At 59.8% G+C, this 17,012-nt stretch carries 10 protein-coding genes and 1 pseudogene; 5 read left to right on the plus strand and 6 right to left on the minus strand.

Going from position 1 to position 17,012, the window contains the following annotated elements:
• Positions 1 to 21: 21 nt before the first annotated feature.
• Positions 22 to 3,398, plus strand: a pseudogene (locus V5E97_RS18045) (efflux RND transporter permease subunit).
• A 94-nt stretch (positions 3,399 to 3,492) separates the two neighbouring features.
• On the opposite strand, the gene V5E97_RS18050 reads toward V5E97_RS18045, so the two are convergent.
• The gene (locus V5E97_RS18050) at positions 3,493 to 3,978 is read right to left on the minus strand and encodes a (2Fe-2S)-binding protein (protein ID WP_406700678.1); all 486 of its coding nucleotides are present in this window, start codon (positions 3,976 to 3,978) and stop codon (positions 3,493 to 3,495) included.
• Positions 3,979 to 4,414: 436 nt separating this feature from the next.
• Here V5E97_RS18050 and V5E97_RS18055 point away from each other — a divergent pair, with 436 nt between their 5' ends.
• Entirely contained in the window at positions 4,415 to 5,170 is a 756-nt protein-coding gene (locus V5E97_RS18055; protein ID WP_406700679.1) for a hypothetical protein, read from the plus strand.
• Between the two features lie 366 nt (positions 5,171 to 5,536).
• Here V5E97_RS18055 and mgtE read toward each other — a convergent pair whose 3' ends face one another.
• On the minus strand, positions 5,537 to 6,916 hold the full coding sequence (gene mgtE, locus V5E97_RS18060; protein WP_406700680.1) for a magnesium transporter: 1,380 nt from the start codon (positions 6,914 to 6,916) through the stop codon (positions 5,537 to 5,539).
• A 274-nt stretch (positions 6,917 to 7,190) separates the two neighbouring features.
• Positions 7,191 to 8,054 (minus strand): 3-keto-disaccharide hydrolase, encoded by an 864-nt coding sequence (locus tag V5E97_RS18065; protein ID WP_406700681.1) that lies wholly within the window; start codon positions 8,052 to 8,054, stop codon positions 7,191 to 7,193.
• A gap of 712 nt (positions 8,055 to 8,766) precedes the next feature.
• Between V5E97_RS18065 and V5E97_RS18070 the strand changes: the two genes are divergently transcribed.
• On the plus strand, positions 8,767 to 9,240 hold the full coding sequence (locus tag V5E97_RS18070; protein ID WP_406700682.1) for a DUF420 domain-containing protein: 474 nt from the start codon (positions 8,767 to 8,769) through the stop codon (positions 9,238 to 9,240).
• A 336-nt stretch (positions 9,241 to 9,576) separates the two neighbouring features.
• On the opposite strand, the gene lysA is transcribed toward V5E97_RS18070, so the two are convergent.
• The 3 genes from lysA to V5E97_RS18085 all read right to left on the minus strand — a co-directional run bounded on the left by lysA (position 9,577) and on the right by V5E97_RS18085 (position 14,489).
• Positions 9,577 to 10,872, minus strand: coding sequence for a diaminopimelate decarboxylase (gene lysA, locus V5E97_RS18075; protein WP_406700683.1), 1,296 nt, complete (start codon positions 10,870 to 10,872; stop codon positions 9,577 to 9,579).
• An 889-nt stretch (positions 10,873 to 11,761) separates the two neighbouring features.
• Entirely contained in the window at positions 11,762 to 11,968 is a 207-nt protein-coding gene (locus V5E97_RS18080) for a hypothetical protein (RefSeq protein ID WP_406700684.1), read from the minus strand.
• A 2,086-nt stretch (positions 11,969 to 14,054) separates the two neighbouring features.
• Complete coding sequence (locus tag V5E97_RS18085) at positions 14,055 to 14,489, minus strand: hypothetical protein (RefSeq protein WP_406700685.1); 435 nt, start codon at positions 14,487 to 14,489, stop codon at positions 14,055 to 14,057.
• A 498-nt stretch (positions 14,490 to 14,987) separates the two neighbouring features.
• Here V5E97_RS18085 and V5E97_RS18090 point away from each other — a divergent pair, with 498 nt between their 5' ends.
• Together V5E97_RS18090 and V5E97_RS18095 are read left to right on the plus strand one after the other, a co-directional pair.
• Positions 14,988 to 15,143 (plus strand): transposase domain-containing protein, encoded by a 156-nt coding sequence (locus V5E97_RS18090; RefSeq protein ID WP_406701180.1) that lies wholly within the window; start codon positions 14,988 to 14,990, stop codon positions 15,141 to 15,143.
• Between the two features lie 128 nt (positions 15,144 to 15,271).
• Positions 15,272 to 16,600, plus strand: coding sequence for a HEAT repeat domain-containing protein (locus V5E97_RS18095; protein WP_406700686.1), 1,329 nt, complete (start codon positions 15,272 to 15,274; stop codon positions 16,598 to 16,600).
• The last annotated feature ends 412 nt before the right edge of the window (positions 16,601 to 17,012 follow it).

Genomic DNA, 17,012 nt, shown 5'->3' on the forward strand with positions numbered 1-17,012 from the left:
ACGCAGAGGTAATATCTCCCTATGTTCTCACGATTCTTTATCGATCGGCCCATTTTCGCCACGGTCCTCTCGATCGTGATCACGCTGGCCGGCGGAATCGCCGTGTTCACGCTCCCGATCGCGCAGTACCCGGACATTGCGCCGCCAACGGTGGAAGTGTCGGCCTACTACCCCGGCGCGAACGCGCAGGTCGTGGCCGACACCGTGGCCGCACCGATCGAACAGCAGATCAACGGCGTGGAGAACATGCTGTACATGTCGTCACAATGCACGAACGACGGCATGTACAAACTCACGATCACCTTCCGGATCGGCGTCGACCTGAACATGGCGCAGGTGCTGGTGCAAAACCGGGAGTCGCTGGCCGAACCGATCCTTCCCGACCTGGTCAAACGACGCGGTGTGACGGTCAAGAAGAAGTCTCCCAGTATTCTCATGATCGTCAACCTGTTCTCCTCGGACGGAACTCGTGAGAACCTCTACCTGAGCAACTACGCCACGATTCAGCTCCGTGACGAGTTGGCTCGCCTTGAAGGCGTCGGCGATATCACCTACCTCGGTCAGCGCGACTACAGTATGCGGGTCTGGCTGGATCCAGGCAAAATGTCGTTTCGCAACCTGACTTCGAGCGATGTCACCCGCGCGATCGAGCAGCAAAACTCTCAGGTCGCCGCCGGCCAGATCGGCCAGCCCCCGGTCCCTACCGGGCAAGTGTTTCAATACACGATGAGTACCCTCGGGCGATTGACCGACGCCGACCAGTTCGCCGACATGATTCTCAAAACCGATGCCGAGGGGCGAATCGTTCGGCTCAAGGACGTCGCCAGGATCGAGCTCGGCGCCCAGGGTTATGACCAGAGTTGTACCCTCGACGGCAAGCCGTCGGTGGCCCTCTCGATCTACCAGCGGCCCGGTTCCAACGCGCTGGAAACCGCCCGACTCGTCCGGCTCAAAATGGAAGAGCTCAAGGGCCGTTTCCCGACCGGGCTCGACTATGCGATTGTCTATGACACGACACCGTTCATTACCGAATCGGTCAATGAGGTCTTCAAGACCTTACGCGATGCGGTGATCCTGGTGGCCGTGGTTGTTCTCTTGTTTCTTCAGAACTGGCGGTCGGCCGTAATTCCGCTAATCGCCGTTCCCGTGGCAATCGTCGGCACTTTCGCCATCATGGCGGCACTCGGGTTCAGCCTGAACAACCTCACACTGTTCGGGCTCGTCCTGGCCATCGGCATCGTGGTCGACGATGCCATCGTCGTCGTCGAGGCGGTTGAACACCATATCGAGTCCGGCCTCTCGCCCCGTGATGCGACCGCCAAGGCGATGGAGGAGGTCTCCGGGCCGGTCATCGCCATCGGTCTGGTGCTCACGGCCGTCTTCGTCCCCTGCGCCTTTATCGGTGGAATCGTCGGCCAGTTCTTCCGTCAGTTCGCCTTGACCATCGCGACCTCGACCTTGATCTCGACGTTCAACTCGTTGACGCTCAGCCCGGCCCTGGCGGCCCTGCTCTTGCGATCACGGGAACAGGGCGGCAGCGAAGCCCTGCCCCGCCCGGCCTACGGCCTGTTGGGCGGCTGGCTTGGCTCGAAGTTCCTCACGGCCCCAATCGCCACCTACCTGAAGGCTCATCCGACCTTGTTCCCCGGTCTCGATATCTCTTGGGTCGCTCTCGTCGGCGCCGTTACAGCCGGAGCGCTCGGCGGCCTGATCGTGAGTGGGATCTTGAACTGGATTCTGAGCGGGATCTTTCGAAGCTTCAACGCAGGGTTTCGCGCGGCCACAGGCGCGTACACTCGGATCGTGGGAGTCATGCTCCGTGGATCCATCATCGTGCTCATTGGTTACGGCGGACTGCTCTATCTGACCTACTACGGTTTCTCGAAGACTCCAACCGGCTTCATCCCGACTCAAGACAAGGGATATCTCCTGGTCAACGTCCAGATGCCCGACTCCACCTCGCTGGAACAAACCCAGCGCGTGATGCAGCAGATCGAGGTGGCCTCCGCCAAGGTCAAGGGCGTTAACCATACCGTCGCGATCGCCGGGCAGTCGATCTTACTCAACGCCAACGCGCCCAACTTTGGCGCCATGTACGTCATGTTGGACGACTTCTCGCACCGCGAGTCCCACGACCTCTCGGGGATGCAATCGCCGCCAAGCTTCAAACGGTGCTCCAGGACGAGATCCAGGACGGACTCATCAATATCTTCGGAGCCCCCCCGATTGAGGGCCTTGGCACGGCGGGCGGATTCAAACTCGTGATTGAAGACCGCGGCGATACCGGTCTCGACTCGCTCCAATCCGCGGCCGATCGAATCGTGGGCGAGGGGAACAACACCCCGGGACTCGAGGGCCTGTTCACCAGTTTCCGGGCGAATACGCCTTGGCTCTTTCTTGATATCGACCGTAACAAGGTTGAGACCATGGGCGTTGCGACGAGCGAGGTGTTCAACACACTCCAGGTTTATCTGGGTTCGCTCTATGTCAATGACTTCAACAAGTTTGGCCGCACCTGGCAGGTCAACGTCCAGGGAGACTCGAACTACCGAAAGCAGATTTCCGACCTCAAACAACTCAAAATCCGCAACAAGAGCGGTGGCATGGCTCCGCTCGGAGCCATGGCGGAAATCCGCGACATGAACGGGCCTGTCCTGGTCATGCGATACAACATGTATCCGGCCGCCGCAATCAACGGCAATCCCGCTCCGGGAGTGAGTTCCGGCCAGGCGATCGGCCTGATGGAAAAGGTCGCCAAAGACGGGATCCCGCAATCGATGCGATCGGAATGGACCGAACTCGCCCTCCTGCAACTCGAGACCGGGTCCACGGCGATGATGGTGTTCGTTCTCGCCGTCGTGCTCGTGTTCCTGGTCCTCGCCGCGCAGTACGAGAGTTGGTCGCTCCCGTTCTCCGTCATTCTGGTCGTGCCGATGTGTTTGCTCTGCTCGGTCGCCGGTGTGCTCTTCACAAAGATGGACATCAACATCTTCACACAGGTTGGCTTCGTCGTACTGGTCGGCCTGGCCTGCAAGAATGCCATCTTGATCGTCGAATTCGCCAAATCGAGACGCGACGCGGGAGTGCCCCGGCGCGAGGCGACCCTCGAGGCCTGCGCCTTGAGGCTCCGGCCGATCATGATGACGTCATTCGCCTTCATTCTCGGCGTCGTGCCCCTGGTCCTCTCCGAAGGGGCGGGAGCCGAGATGCGCCGGACGCTGGGCACGGCGGTGTTCAGCGGCATGCTCGGCGTCACCCTCTTCGGGATCTTCCTCACTCCCGTCTTCTACTTCGTGATCCAGTGGTTCAACGACCGATTCTCCAAGCCAGCGAACCTGCTCGATTCCGAAGAGGACGGGATCGAAGATACCGATGTCGTTGAGGCACACGCTCACTGAGGCCAGGGCTTCGGTAGCGTGCGGGGAGTGGCGCCGGCTCCCTTGCCACTCGGATTGTCGCGAATTCGCGGGGCGGCTACAAACCCCAGTGGGCTCACGCCTCCCCGCTCTCCTTCATCCGGTCTCCAAGCGTGGTCGCGGCTACCCGAGGAGTGGCTTGCTGGATCTGTGGGTCGGTTCCACAACGGCAGATGTTACCGGTTCTGGATTCCTCGGAACCCAGTTGGAGAGAAAGTGCATCCTTCGACGGCGGGCTGGCGACGGCCAGGACCTGTCTCAACTGGCAGGCACCACACCTCGGCCCGTCATCAGCGATCCAGGCCTCTTGCTGAGAGGAACCGCGATCGTCCGAAACGCCTTCGACCGTGACAACTTCCTTGCCGACAGCACGAGAGACAGGGGTGATGCATGAACGGATCGCCTCGCCGTCGAGATGGACGGTGCAAACGCCGCAAAGTGCCATACCACAGCCAAATCTGGTCCCAGTCAGCCCGAGTGTCTCACGGAGCACGCACAGTAACGGCGTATCCGGACTGACATCGACCCGGTAGAGCTTACCATTCACTTTCAGCTCAAGCATCGTCTCGGCCTACGTCTCGTGTCGTGCGACGGCCCCTGTGACATTCACTCTGCTCAAGAGAAATGTTAATCGAGATCAAGGGGTCTCCGCCACAACATCTTCGTGAAGTGATGACGTCAGGCGCTCGAGTCTGCTCGCATTCTTACGACCAGCGGGCTCATCGCTTTGCGACGAACGACTCGTTTGTGAAGGTGAACTTGCCATTCCCACTGTCTGTCCAATAATCTGAGTTCAGGTGCGTGACGACGGCGTGGAGTGATTGCGATCGACTCATTACGGAGACCGATTGATCCAACAACTTTTAATCAAAACCATAAAACCATAATTGGCATACAACAAACAATTAATTATCCATAAGCCATCCAGTGTTTAATTACCATCAGAGTCAAACAAAACTGCTCAAACAATAACAGTTCGTCTTCAAGCGAGCTTACGCATGCGGATCGACTTCGTTCCACTGCTACAGCAACAACGAGACCTGTACCGTGTTCCGCTCGGAGGAGACCGGTTTTCGGCCTACCTTCGTCTCATGCTCAATGACGCTCAGGACGATGCCCGACTCCCGCCGCTCGTCGCTTTGAATCCGATGGCGAAGGAGCATGTGGCCACGTTGATCGATGCGTTGCTCGGCCTCGAGGCCGAAGAAGTGGCCTCGCGAGCGGCTGATGAGGCGTCATCCCAACATGGGGATCTGGTCAAGAGCTTTGTGATGGGACTGGTCGTGGCTGACGATGTCGGCGGCGGGTGGACCAATCGCTACGCCAGCGAGTTTTTCATGATCACGGGTCGAGGACGCTCCACCCCGCCCAAACTAGCTTGGTTAACCGGCGTCCTTTGGTCGAGCGAGCCGGCCTCGGTCCGGGTGATCTGGGAATCGGTGCAGACGACGGTGCACCGAACGGCCTTCATCCACCAGCACGGTAAAGCGCTCACACTTAGGGATTTCCTGATTCAGGAGGGAGATACCATGGCCCGAGCCGGGTGTATCACGCCGACGCTTGATGCCGAAGACCTCGACTACACTCGACAACTCCTGACCCCCTATCTCGATGCCACGAATGATCGCACGATCATGGAATGTCTTTACGGCGACGAAGCAGGCCGGACCTTGGGTTTCACACCCCGTGGCCTCAGCCATCGGGCGGGCCTGGCATTGGCGTTGCATAATGCGCGATCGAGGGGGACTCGCTGATCCGACACGACTGGGTAAACGCCTCGATTCATCTCGAAGGACGGCGGACGGGATCGGTTCTTTCCCGGCAACAGCAAGTTGCGGGTTAGCCCCACCCTCCGGCAATTTGATTCATGTGTTCCAGGCCAGACGACCGATACAATAAACAGGCGAGGTTTCAACCCGCCCCAAGACAAAAGGCGAGCGGCTCGATGGACCATGGATGGGCCTTCGGGTCGTCCGTCATTTCGAACGGGCGAACTCACTGCGTCCGACTTCTCACACGCCCACTTCAAGGCGACAGGGCCGATCTCACTTGAGATCTTCGACGTCCTGACGGAGGGCGGCCTGACCGGCTTACCTGGCAATTGGCTCGAACGCTGAGGCTTACAGAAGGGTTCCCTGGAGAACAAACACGGCGACGGTGAAGTAGATGATCAGGCCTGTGACGTCTACAAGCGTGGCCACGAAGGGCGCCGAGGATGTGGCTGGGTCAAATCCCAGACGCTTCAAAACAAACGGAAGCATCGATCCTGCCAGAGTGCCCCACATTACGATCGCGAGAAGTGTGACGCCGACAGTGAGGCCCACAAGGGCCCAATGCGGCCCATACATCCGGGAGAAAGCGCTCCACACGGCGATTCTCAAGAAGCCGATCGTCCCGAGAATCGCCCCGAGTAAGAGGCCGGACGCGAGCTCGCGACGCATCACAATCCACCAGTCGCGAAGCTTGACTTCTCCCAAGGCCAGAGCCCGAATGATGAGGGTCGCAGCCTGGGAGCCCGAGTTACCTCCGCTCGAGATAATGAGCGGGACAAACAGTGCCAGGACAACCGCCTTCTCGATCTCCCCTTCGTAGAAGCCCATCGCGGTCGCGGTGAGCATTTCGCCCAAGAAAAGGACGATGAGCCAGGAGGCACGCTTCTTCACCAGGGCGAAGAAGGGCGTGGCGATGTAGGGTTCGTCAAGGGCCTCCAACCCACCAAACCGCTGAATCTCCTTCGTGGCCTCCTCCTCTGCCACGTCCAGGACGTCATCAATGGTTACAATCCCCACAAGGGCGCCGCGCGAGTCGACGGCGGGCAAGGCAGTGCGGTCATACTTGCGAAAGACTTCGACCGCATCCTTCTTGTCATCCGTCGCGCTGAGGGCAACGAACTGATTGTCCATGATATCGCGGACGTTCGAGTGCAGCGGCGCGAGCAGTAGTTCCCGGATCCGGATGTCGTCAACGAGCTTGCCCTGGTCATCGACGACATAGAGGACGTTGAGCGTCTCGCTGTCCTTGCCATGCGTACGAACATGATCAAGCACCCGCCTGACCGTCCACTCTTTCCTGACCGCGACGTAGTCCGGCGTCATCAAGCGGCCGATCGTTTCTTCGCCGTAGTTCAGCAGTCGCTCTGCAACTGCACGCTGCTCCGGGGTCAGTAATGCAAGCAATCGGCCGGCCAACTCCTGGGGCAACTCCGCGAGCAGAGCCGTCCGGTCGTCGGGGGCCATGTCGTTGACGATGGCCGCTGAGGCAGCTTCCGGGAGTGACTCCAGCAGCCGTTCTTGAGTCGTCAGATCGAGATATTCAAAGGTCGATGCAGCGAGCGGGGGCGTCAGGCCCCTGAAAATCGAGATATGCTCGCTCGGACTCAGGTCGTTGAGGAGTTCGGCGAGGTCAGCGGGGAGCCAACGGTTAAGCACCTCGGTCAGGGTTTCGAAATCCCCAACATCAATCAGCTCTCGGACTTCCGGCAAGGCCAGCTTTCCCAGCATTTCAGGAGACTCGTTCTTCCTAAAAGGGATTTGCCGTCGGATGGCTCTGGAATTGAGGGACGGACCTTCCGCCTTCAACCTCGCGGGAACCATTTCAACAAATTTTGCCGCTCGCATTCCGAATTAATTTCATAGATCTACAAATAAAAGTAATTACACTGTTTTTCATATTATGAATTCTCTAGAAGCACGTAAGGTGGTGGCCATTCGGGAATGAAACGGCAACACCACCTGATCTCTTGGCCGGCCTTATCTCGTGTCCATGCGCCAAATCTTACTCGGTCTGATCCGGTTTGGGCACGATGGGTCGGATTCGCAGGTTTCGGTAAGCGACCGGCCCGTGGTCGCCCTGGAGGAGGATTGGGCCGGGGCGGTCGGGACCATCCAGACCGGCGCGGGTCCCCCCTTCGCCGAAGTAACCGACGAATTTGCCCTTTTCCTCGCGGAGCTTGACTTGAAGTTCGGGCGGCTTACCGATGCTTTCCTGCCTGAGTCGTTCGAACGCTTCACGGTCGGTCTCACCGTAACGAACGTCGTGGTCCGAATAGACGGTCTTCCCGTTCCAAACGAGCGTGAGCCGTTTGCCGACGAGTTTGATGTCGTAGGACTGCCAGACGCCGGGAGGCTTGGCGAGGTTTTCTTTCGGGTACGCGCGTTCGTAGAGGGCGCCACAGTCGTGGAACGAGGGTGTTTTGACCCCATAGCTGTCGAAGACCTGGACCTCAAAAAGGCCGCGGTTATAGACGCCCGAGTTGCTTCCCTTGGGCACGGTGAACTCGACGTGCAGCTCATAGTCTTCGTAATTTTCGGTCGTCATGAGGTCGGACCCACGCCCGTCGTCGCCGCACAGCATCACAGCGCCGGGCCCGCCGCCTCCCCCGATCGGAAGGAGCCGCGAGGGATCGGCGGGATCGAGCCTGACATCGTCGCAGACAACCCAGACCTTTTTCGCCGTGGGGACGCGATCGGTCCAGCCGGAAAGGTCCTTCCCGTTGAACAGCGGCCGCCACCCATCGGACGATGCGCGACCGTTTTGAGCGAAACAGGGCAAGGCGCCGAATGGGAGTTTCCCCCCAAGGCCGAGGCCAAGACCGAAGGTCAGGGCGGTGAGAGCCGAGCGGCGGGTCGGTTCTGGCATGGTGAGTCTGGCTCCACGGGCGAGAGGTCGAAGTCGCGACGATTTCGCTCACTCAATTTCCGCACATCTCACCCTCAAAGTCTCCAAATTTCCGGAGAAGCTTGGCCCCAAAGGGCGAAGAATTCTCCGGTCACCAGAATGCTCGAGGGGCGTGAGGAACTCATCAACGCAGCCTGAGTCGGGACAACCGCCAGGCACACTCCGAGGCCGAGGCCGACCACGATCGATCTGATCCTTTTTTGAATCCTCCCCGACGCCGACTTGGCCAGAACGCCCCTGTGCGCCTCGAGCCACTGAGTGTGCGAACTGTCATGAAATGAAGTGGTCACCGTCAAGCCCCGGACGGGTTCCACGGGCCGCCATACAAATCGACGAATCTTCTCATTTTAATTAAAACACAACATTAATATTATGTGCACTGTTCTTCTTGCTGACTACAAGCCCCCTGCTCCATTGGAAATGACTGGCTCGGGATCACGGGATCGGACTTGTTCTTCGTGACGTCTCTCGTGATGCTAATAAGGACTGGGTTCACTCGAATTCGAGGTGCCGGCATCGTTGGGAGCGGCGTGTCGTCGCGTGCAACTGCCGACCTCGCGCCTTGGCGAACCCGGCCCACCGCCGCGTCTTTTGTAGCATCAGGGTATTCTCTCGGCGGGCAGTCCCGTTGAGCTTGATCGTGAAGCGGCAGTCAAATTGAAGGGGTTAGTGAATGCACATTCCGGCTGGTTTTCTCGGGACTCGAGGCGATCTGCTGATGGATGCAGTCGTCGTCGCCATCGTCCTGACGCCGGGTCTGTTCCTGTGGGCCGTTTGGCTCGCCCGGCGCGGACAATACACTCGACACCGCAATCTGCAGACCGCCCTGCTCGGGCTTCTTCTGGTGGCCGTCGTGCTCTTCGAACTGGATATTCGGGCGAGCGGGGGCACACAGGCGTTTCTGGCCGGGAGCCCGTACCTCGGCTCTTCGCTACTCAAGTGGCTGTTGCGCACTCACGTGCTGATTGCCGTGCTCAGCTTCAGCCTCTGGTGCTACCTGGTCTTGAGCGCTTGGCGTGTCCGAATGGACCTCCATCCTCAATTATTCACGGCCGCACACAAGCGACGAGGCTACTGGGTCTTCGCCGGCACCGTCTTTACGGCAGTTTCTGGAGTCTGGCTCTACTGGCTCGGGTTCGTCGCCTGAGCCAGGAAGCCGGCCCGACCCGGCCCGTGGGAACGTGTCTCGGGTGGAATCGCCGCCCGAGCGGGCCAGACTGTTGAGCCTCGACGAGTAAAATGCCCCCCTCGGATCGTCGGTTCCCATTCGCCGCTTGGGAACGATCTGAGTACCTCGATCGATTCCCGGACCGTTCTCCAGTCAGCCCGCAACCATGCACCCACCCCTGCCGTGGCGGGGGTGGGTGCTGGGAAGAATCAAGGGGATGCACCGTCGCCGGATATTCATCAGGACGCGTGCCCTGGGTGATGGACGGTTCTCGCTTTGGGCGGTACGGAGCCGATCGATCGGAACTCCCTAATCTCAGAGCGAGGGGGACTTGGCGTCAACGGCCGGGATCGATTCGCCCCGGATCAGGTCCTCGAACGTTTGGCGACTGCGGACGAGGTGAGTATTGCCGTTGGGGTCGATCATCACCTCGGCAGCCATGGGCTTCGAGTTATAGTTCGATCCCATGGTGAAACCGTAGGCACCGGCTCGCTCGATGACCAGGAAGTCGCCCACCTTGGCGATCGGGAGCATTCGGGAGCCGACGACACCGCCATCGGTCTGCGTGAAGATATCGCCCGACTCGCAAAGTGGGCCGCCGACGACCACCGCCTGCCTGTCACGGTCGGTCGCCCCATCGGCAGGTGCGATCGACATGGGGTGGTAAGCGCCATAGAGGATCGGGCGGGCCAGGTTATTGAAGCCGGCGTCGAGGAGGTAGAACGTGTTCGATCCCATCCGCTTGACGGCACGGATCTCGGCCACAAGGTAGCCGCTCTCCGCCACAAGGTAGCGACCTGGCTCGATTTCGAGCCGAACAGGGTGACCGAAGGCCGCTTGGAGCCGGCGGCGTGTTGCATCCCAGAGTTCGTAGTAGGCGGCAATGTCGACGGTCTGGTCGGTCGTGCGATACGGGGTCGGCAGTCCTCCGCCCGCGCTGATGGTCGTGATCGTCGTGCCGATCGTGAGCGCAACGCGCTCGAGGGCCCCGCAGACCTGCGACAGGTGCTCCAGGTCGGTTCCCGAGCCGATATGCATGTGCAGGCCGGCGATCTTCAAACCATGCCGTGCGGCAAGTGCAAGGCAGTCGCCAACCTGATCATGCCAGATCCCGTGCTTGGACTGCTCGCCCCCCGTATTCGTCTTCTGGCTGTGGCCATGCCCGAACCCCGGGTTGATTCGCAGGGTGATCTCACGGCCGGGCGCGCGCTCGCCATACTGGGCGATCATGTCGGGCGAGCCGCAGTTGACGTGAATCCCTTGTTCAACCACCAGGTCGAGCGACTCGTGGTCGAAGATGTCTGCCGTGTAAACGATCGGCGGCGGATCACCAGCCGGCACGTATCCGGCCGCTCGTGCCCGGCCGATCTCGCCGGCGCTAACCGCATCCACCAGGACGCCGTGACGGCGGACCAGGTCGAGCACGGCCAGGTTCGAGTTGGCCTTCTGGGCGTAACGAATGGTATCGAACGCCCGTAAATCATCGATCCGCTGCTGGATCAACGCGGATTCGTAGATAAACGTAGGCGTCCCGAACCGGCGGGCAATGTCGAGGATGGGAACACCGGCGATCTCATGTCGCAGGTCGGAGAACGCGGTTGTGGCGGCCATCGTCTTGGGTCGTCTCACTCGTGAATAGACAGCGGGCCGTGGAGTCCTGGATCGACCCGTCGGAACCGTCTAAGATTAACGAATGAAGTTGGTCTTGCCAATGACTTCAAAAGCAGTCAGGAAGGCTCCCGTGCGGATAAGACAATTCCGGCTACGCTCCCTCGTGGCATTGATTGCCGTGGCCGCCCTCTCGATGGCTTACCTCAAATCGGGAGAGAGATCACAGCGGGATCCGATGACTTCGAGTCGTTGGATCGCTTCAACTGTGCTCGCGACGAGGGAGGCTCAGAAATCGACGGCAACCTCAAAGGACGTTGATCCTCTGACTCTCGCCGGAATGGTGGTCACCTCTCTGGCAGTCATCCGCCGTTCACGTCGGTCTTCGCGAGATCGTCGAACTGACTTCCGAAGTGAACGTTGATTTACACTGGGAGTTGAAACAAAAGGGTGGGATTCGAAGCCGCGTTAGGTTAGCCCCTACTACGGTTTCCATCACCGGGGCGGCCGACTACAACCGCTGGCGTTCAAGACACTGGCGAAGTCAAGCAAGCCACGATCCCCTGAGTGAGTGGCGATGGTCATCCTCACGGGCATGTCGACCTTCTTAATCAGGTGAGTAGGGTCACAGCATCACAATAATCCGGGCCGAGTGACCTGGACCATTGAGGTCCATTTCAGCAGAGGCGGTTTCACTTTCTCCGGCATCATGGGTTCGTTGTTCGCATGATCATCGGGCACTTTGTTAAGGGATCGGCCGGTTTCCGAACCGGCCGATCCCTTGGACGGTGATGCAGACGCCGGGCTCACGTTGCCATCCACGCGTTTTTTGAACTCGGGCATGACAGATGAATCCGCTGCTAAAATGAAATCTTCGTGAAGCAGAACCTTCTCACTTGACGGTCTGGCCTGCAGAGTTGGGCGGAGGATTCTCGCCAGTTGATTCGACCTTGACCTCCGAACTTGTGGTGGTCGTCCCACCCGGCCCCGAGACGGTTTCCACCTTCTCCACCTTCGACTCTTGGCCGCAGCCCACTAGGCCGATCACGGGGGACACGAGAAGTCCGAGGATCAGGGCTGATGAAAGAGAACGTTTCATGAGTTTCCCTCCTGAAGCAACGAATCATTGGTGTCCAGGCAGCCTCACGATGAGTTTGCCCATCCCAATTATGAGGATCAGGCGGCGGCTCCACATCCTGCCAAAGATCGGCAAGATCACCGAGAAGCTACGCGTGATGCTGCGGACCGCCGGGTCAGGATTGGCATGGCCGCCACGGCCAGACCGGATCCGCCTCCCTGAACTCCACTACCGCACTTTTGATACCACTTCAGTGGTAAGGACTGACACTCTCTTGGTACCACTTCGGTGGTAGGGAGTGCTGCACTTTTGGTGCCACTTCGGTGGTAGAGACATCCTGTAGTCGGCAAAAGTACCACTCGGAGTGCCGACTGATTCGCCCTCGCGGTCCTCAGCAGCCGAGTTCTGAGCGGTGAAAGTCGCTCAAAGGCTCTGGCCTTACTCAAATCCAAGCGGATTGGGAGCCACGGGAATCCAGGGATGACGGGTGGCATGGAAGCGTTGAAGTCATGCAGGTTCAGGAGGATCGGGCGGGACGGGAAGCCAAGGGGAGCGAGCGGCTCGACGATCCTTGTTCGTCATATTGCTGGCCCACCTGTCGTGTTTTGTCGGGAGAAGCTTCCGTCCATTACGGCTCCCTGGTGACTCGACTCTCAACAGGCTCGTCATGTACTTATTGGCGCGACGTTGGTAACTGAGTGACATGCACATCATCTTTCAGCCCCAGAAGGCGTGAGCAACGACCGCTACCGCAATCATCAACGTCCTGATGCCGAACCTGGGCAGTCACCTCGTTCGATCCATTCTGGCCGTCGCGTCCGATAGATCAGCCAATCTAAGGCGACTGCGTGTCTGGGATCGGGACAAGCTGACGGGTAAACTGGGAGAGGGATCGAGTCGGTCGGCTCACTGGACCGCCAAATACAACGCTCTGCGTGCCATGTGATCCTCGCTGGGGACCATCGGCGCGACTGGAGACGAGATGATGCGAATACCACGCGTGCGGTTCACCATCCGAGCCCTGATGATCGCAGTGGTACTCGTGGCGACAATTCTCGGATCGGGGATTGAGTTATGGAATCGAAGTCAAAGGTTCCATGCAATGGCTGATTTCCATTACGCGATGACCATCAACGGCCGGCCCGAAGAATTAGGCAGCGCGATAATCGTCAGAGATAAGCGTAGGGCGGCACGAAACCAGTGGCACGAAATGATGGGTCGAAAGTACGACTCCGCATCGTCTCATCCTTGGTGCCCGGTTGTGTCTTGCTTCAGACGGTAATGGAGAGAAAGCCACACCGGCTTTGGCGATGATCTCCAGAGGTGCACGCATCCCGTTCTGAATCATCGAAGATCAGATGTCAATGGCTGGCCCCCCCGCTCTTTCGTTGTCTTCTTGCACACGGCGGCCCTCTGGCTCGCGATCGGTCACATCACGGCGGCCCGCGCCGCTCCAATCGCATATTGACGTACGCCCCTAACGCGAAGCCGGGCGATTTTTGGGGCGGCACAGCCACTTACACGCGGCCGTTCGATCCCCCGCATTCCGACAGTCCGAGGATGACGTTCGCAGTAGGCGGCAAAAAACTCAAGAGTTCCGCATTACTAAATATGATATCCACCGACCCTCCTTCGTCGAGGTTGGATATCATGGGGGTGGTTACCTCTTCAGTCGACGGAAGATGGTTCCGCACGGAACTCCAACGGAAGAACCCGGCCGGGCTTGTTTATGGATCGTACGGGCCGACGTCCACACTGAGCCGCGCGAATTTCTCGAAGGGGATTCTCAACGTTACGTGGGCCCACGCCTGGCGTGGTGCCTACGCAACCCCGATAGGTGGACGGGTCGTTCGGCTGGCCATGATTGGCTGGGGGAGGGACGCCGTTTCGCCTCGCCTCGTCTCACTGGATAACCAAAAGTGCCCGTGAGCTTCGCTCCGCCCGGTTCGCTGCTGACGAGAGCGCGGACTCGTCGGTTGCCGCCAAGACCGTCAGACATTTCGATGTGAGCCGAGGAAGCCGCATGGGGTCTCGGGGTTACTTGAGTTCGGGCGGTTCGGTGGCGGCAGGGAGTCAGCGATGAGCGATTGATTCAGTCGATGCCATCTCAATAGAAGTTGACGATCTGTGACTTCGGATCATAGGCTGCGATCGCCTGTCCGCTAGAGAAGGTTGGGTGGAACGACCCCGAATCAAGGAAAATCGACGGTGCATCCTTGAGAGGATTCCACCATGAAGGGGTCGGTCCGGAAATGGAGCCACTCCGAATCTTGGCCTTAAAATCTGCCTGGGAGATCGGCGTAAACCCCTTGGCTGTTAGTGAGGCAAAAGTCGCCGAAGACGCCTTGAACCGCAGGTAGCACGCCCCATTGTCTCGGAAGCCTCTCCCATATGCCTGAAGGAGTGAGATGCTTGGCCCGGGTGGCGCGTTAAAGGTTGATTCGAAGATAGATTCAGGGTTCGGAAATTCTTCGAGATTTCCACATCCTTCGGAAAGCAGGGGCACGATCGCCACCACAACCATCCACCATCGCGTTTTCATCCGTAGTCGCCTCATCGCTCACCGGATCCGGTCGGCACATCTGACATTTAACCGATTAAGCCGAGGCTACCGTAGGCCTGTGAACACGACAAGATGAACGAAGATGACCAGCGACAATGAAAACAACGACCCGATACAGGGCTAGATCGGTTTGCGGATGCGTTGCGCACGGTGGTTGGTCTCAAGACTCAGGAGCACGTGCGGAAACGGGGACTGGCTCCGGAGCGCAGCGGAGGTGCCTGTCCCCCTTTCCGCCGAGGCCGCCCGTGACGGCCCGGAAAATGGGGACAGGCACCCGGCCGCCAGGTCGTCCGGAAAAGCCGAGCATGGAGCGGGCCGGGAGCCAGTCCCCGTTTTCCTCCACCGTGCGCAATGCGATCGTAAACCGCTCTAGGAAGCCTCCTGCTACTCGTTCCCACGGTCCCCCGTGGGAATGCCGTCCCCGACGCGTCGGAAGAGACAGATGCGGCAGGACGGCTGCGACCTTTGTATCGCCTGGTGGCGAGCTGCAAGCGTCACCACGTCGATCCGTTCGCGTACCTGAAAGACGTCCTGGAGCGGCTGGCAAGCCACCCGACGGATCGGCTTGGCGAGCTCTTGCCCGATGTTTGGTCGGAAGCGCATCCTCAGGCACGGCGCAAGGTTGCTTCGTAGCCGGCGAACCCCACAGAGCCGTTGTGGAATCCTTTGCGCCTGGCTAGTCTCGAACGCATACTGCGACGGCAAGTCGTGACGGTTATGCCCAGTCGAATTATCCCGGTCAAGCCCTCGGAGCGTGTGCCATGCGATTGCCTCGCGTTCGGTTCACGGTGCGGCGGATGATGCTCGTGGTCGCGGTCGTGGGCTTGATACTCGCGGCCTGGCTGTACCATCTTGAAAACCGCACTGTTCAGCAGTCTCTGACCGGGCTCCATATCAGCGCACTTCAAGCAGCAGACGCGACCAGTCGGCGGATCGCCGTCGAGAACCTCGCCTCGGTCAATGCCAACGACCTCGGCCGCGTCGTTTCCCGCCTGCTTGCGTCGCTCGACGACGAGGACTGGAAGGTCCGGCAGGCCGCCGCCCGCTCCCTCGGCTCCGCCATTCGAGGCAGCGTGGTGGCTCGGATGGGAGCCGTGTCCGAGGAGCTCGACCGCGGTACGCGAGGACTCGTCCGGGCCCTCGGCGACCAACGAACAGAGGTCCGCCTCGAGGCTGTCGTCGCCCTGGGAGTGCTCCACGACACGGTGTCGATCCCATCGGCTGCCTCCGGCGGTCTGCGGACCAACGTGACGATCGGAACGAAGGACGGGCGAGCACTGGCGCCGCTTCTCCAGTTGCTGAACGATCCCGATCCCGCGGTCCGAATCGCGGCGGTCCGGACGTTCGCACGGATCGCCCCCGCGACTGGCGAGGATGCCGCTCCTGTCATCTCGGTCATGAAGAACGACGTGGCGCCCGAGGTACGAGCAGCGGCCGCCAGCAGCCTCGCCCTCGGTTGGCCCAATCCCAACCTGACTTACCCCTTGCTCCTACACCAGCTCGGGGTCGCCTCCAGCCGCGAGGAGCGCTCCGCGATTGGATGGGCACTCGGGAGCCTGCCCGCTCCGCCTGTGGCAACGATCCCGTCATTGGTGGACGCCATGGACCCGGACGACTTCGTCCTCCGCCGAACCATCCCCAGGGCCCTGGCCAAGCTCGGGCCCCTCGCACGCCCCGCACTGCCGGCGCTTGCGAAGGCAGCTGAACGCGAACTTGCCGATCCCCGGAACTCGGCCCTTGAGGCAGCCGACGCGATCGTCACCATCGACTCCGACTCCTCCGAAGCCCAGGCGCTACTCGAGCCGATCGCGGCGCTGCTGCGGGACTCGTCGGAGAACTTCATTCAACAGCAAGCCACCGTGGTTCTCTCGAAGTACGGCGCCTCAGCCGCGGCAGCATTGCCATCCCTTCGGATGACGTTGAGCCGTGCATCCCCTGAGACGCGGCAGAGGGTCATTTACGTTCTTGGTCGTATCGGCCCCGCGGCTCGACCGGCCCTCGAAGAATTGAACACGATGGACCGCGACAATCCCGATGCGGCCTCCCGCCAAGCGATTCAAGAAGCCGTGAAGCGAATCCGCGCCGATTGAGCGAAACGTCGAGGCGACTTGCGGATCACCACCGGCTAAGCGAAGTCTCGTTCCCACGGTCCTCCGCAGGAATACCGTCCCCACCACTCTGCGGCTCTTCGTACTCCATACATGAGACGCAGAGAGACTGTGAATATCTCAAACGACAACTGACAGGAAAATTCGTACGTACACTATTTCAATATCCCTAATGAGTCTCAAGTCCGTGTTGAAGCCCGTCGGCCATGATCTGAGGCTCAATAGCGGGAACGGGCCATGAAAATTTCACAACCTCAGAGCGTCGGGGACGGCATTCCCACGGGGGACCGTGGAACGAGGGAATTCCTCGCTCTAGGGCGGGTCGTTGAATTAAACTCCTTCCCGGTAGGCGTTCACGGTAGAAGATTGATGGTGGACCGCGCGGCGGTTATAT

Origin of the sequence: Singulisphaera photorubra, assembly GCF_045290345.1 — a bacterium.
In the GTDB taxonomy this organism is placed as follows: domain Bacteria; phylum Planctomycetota; class Planctomycetia; order Isosphaerales; family Isosphaeraceae; genus Singulisphaera.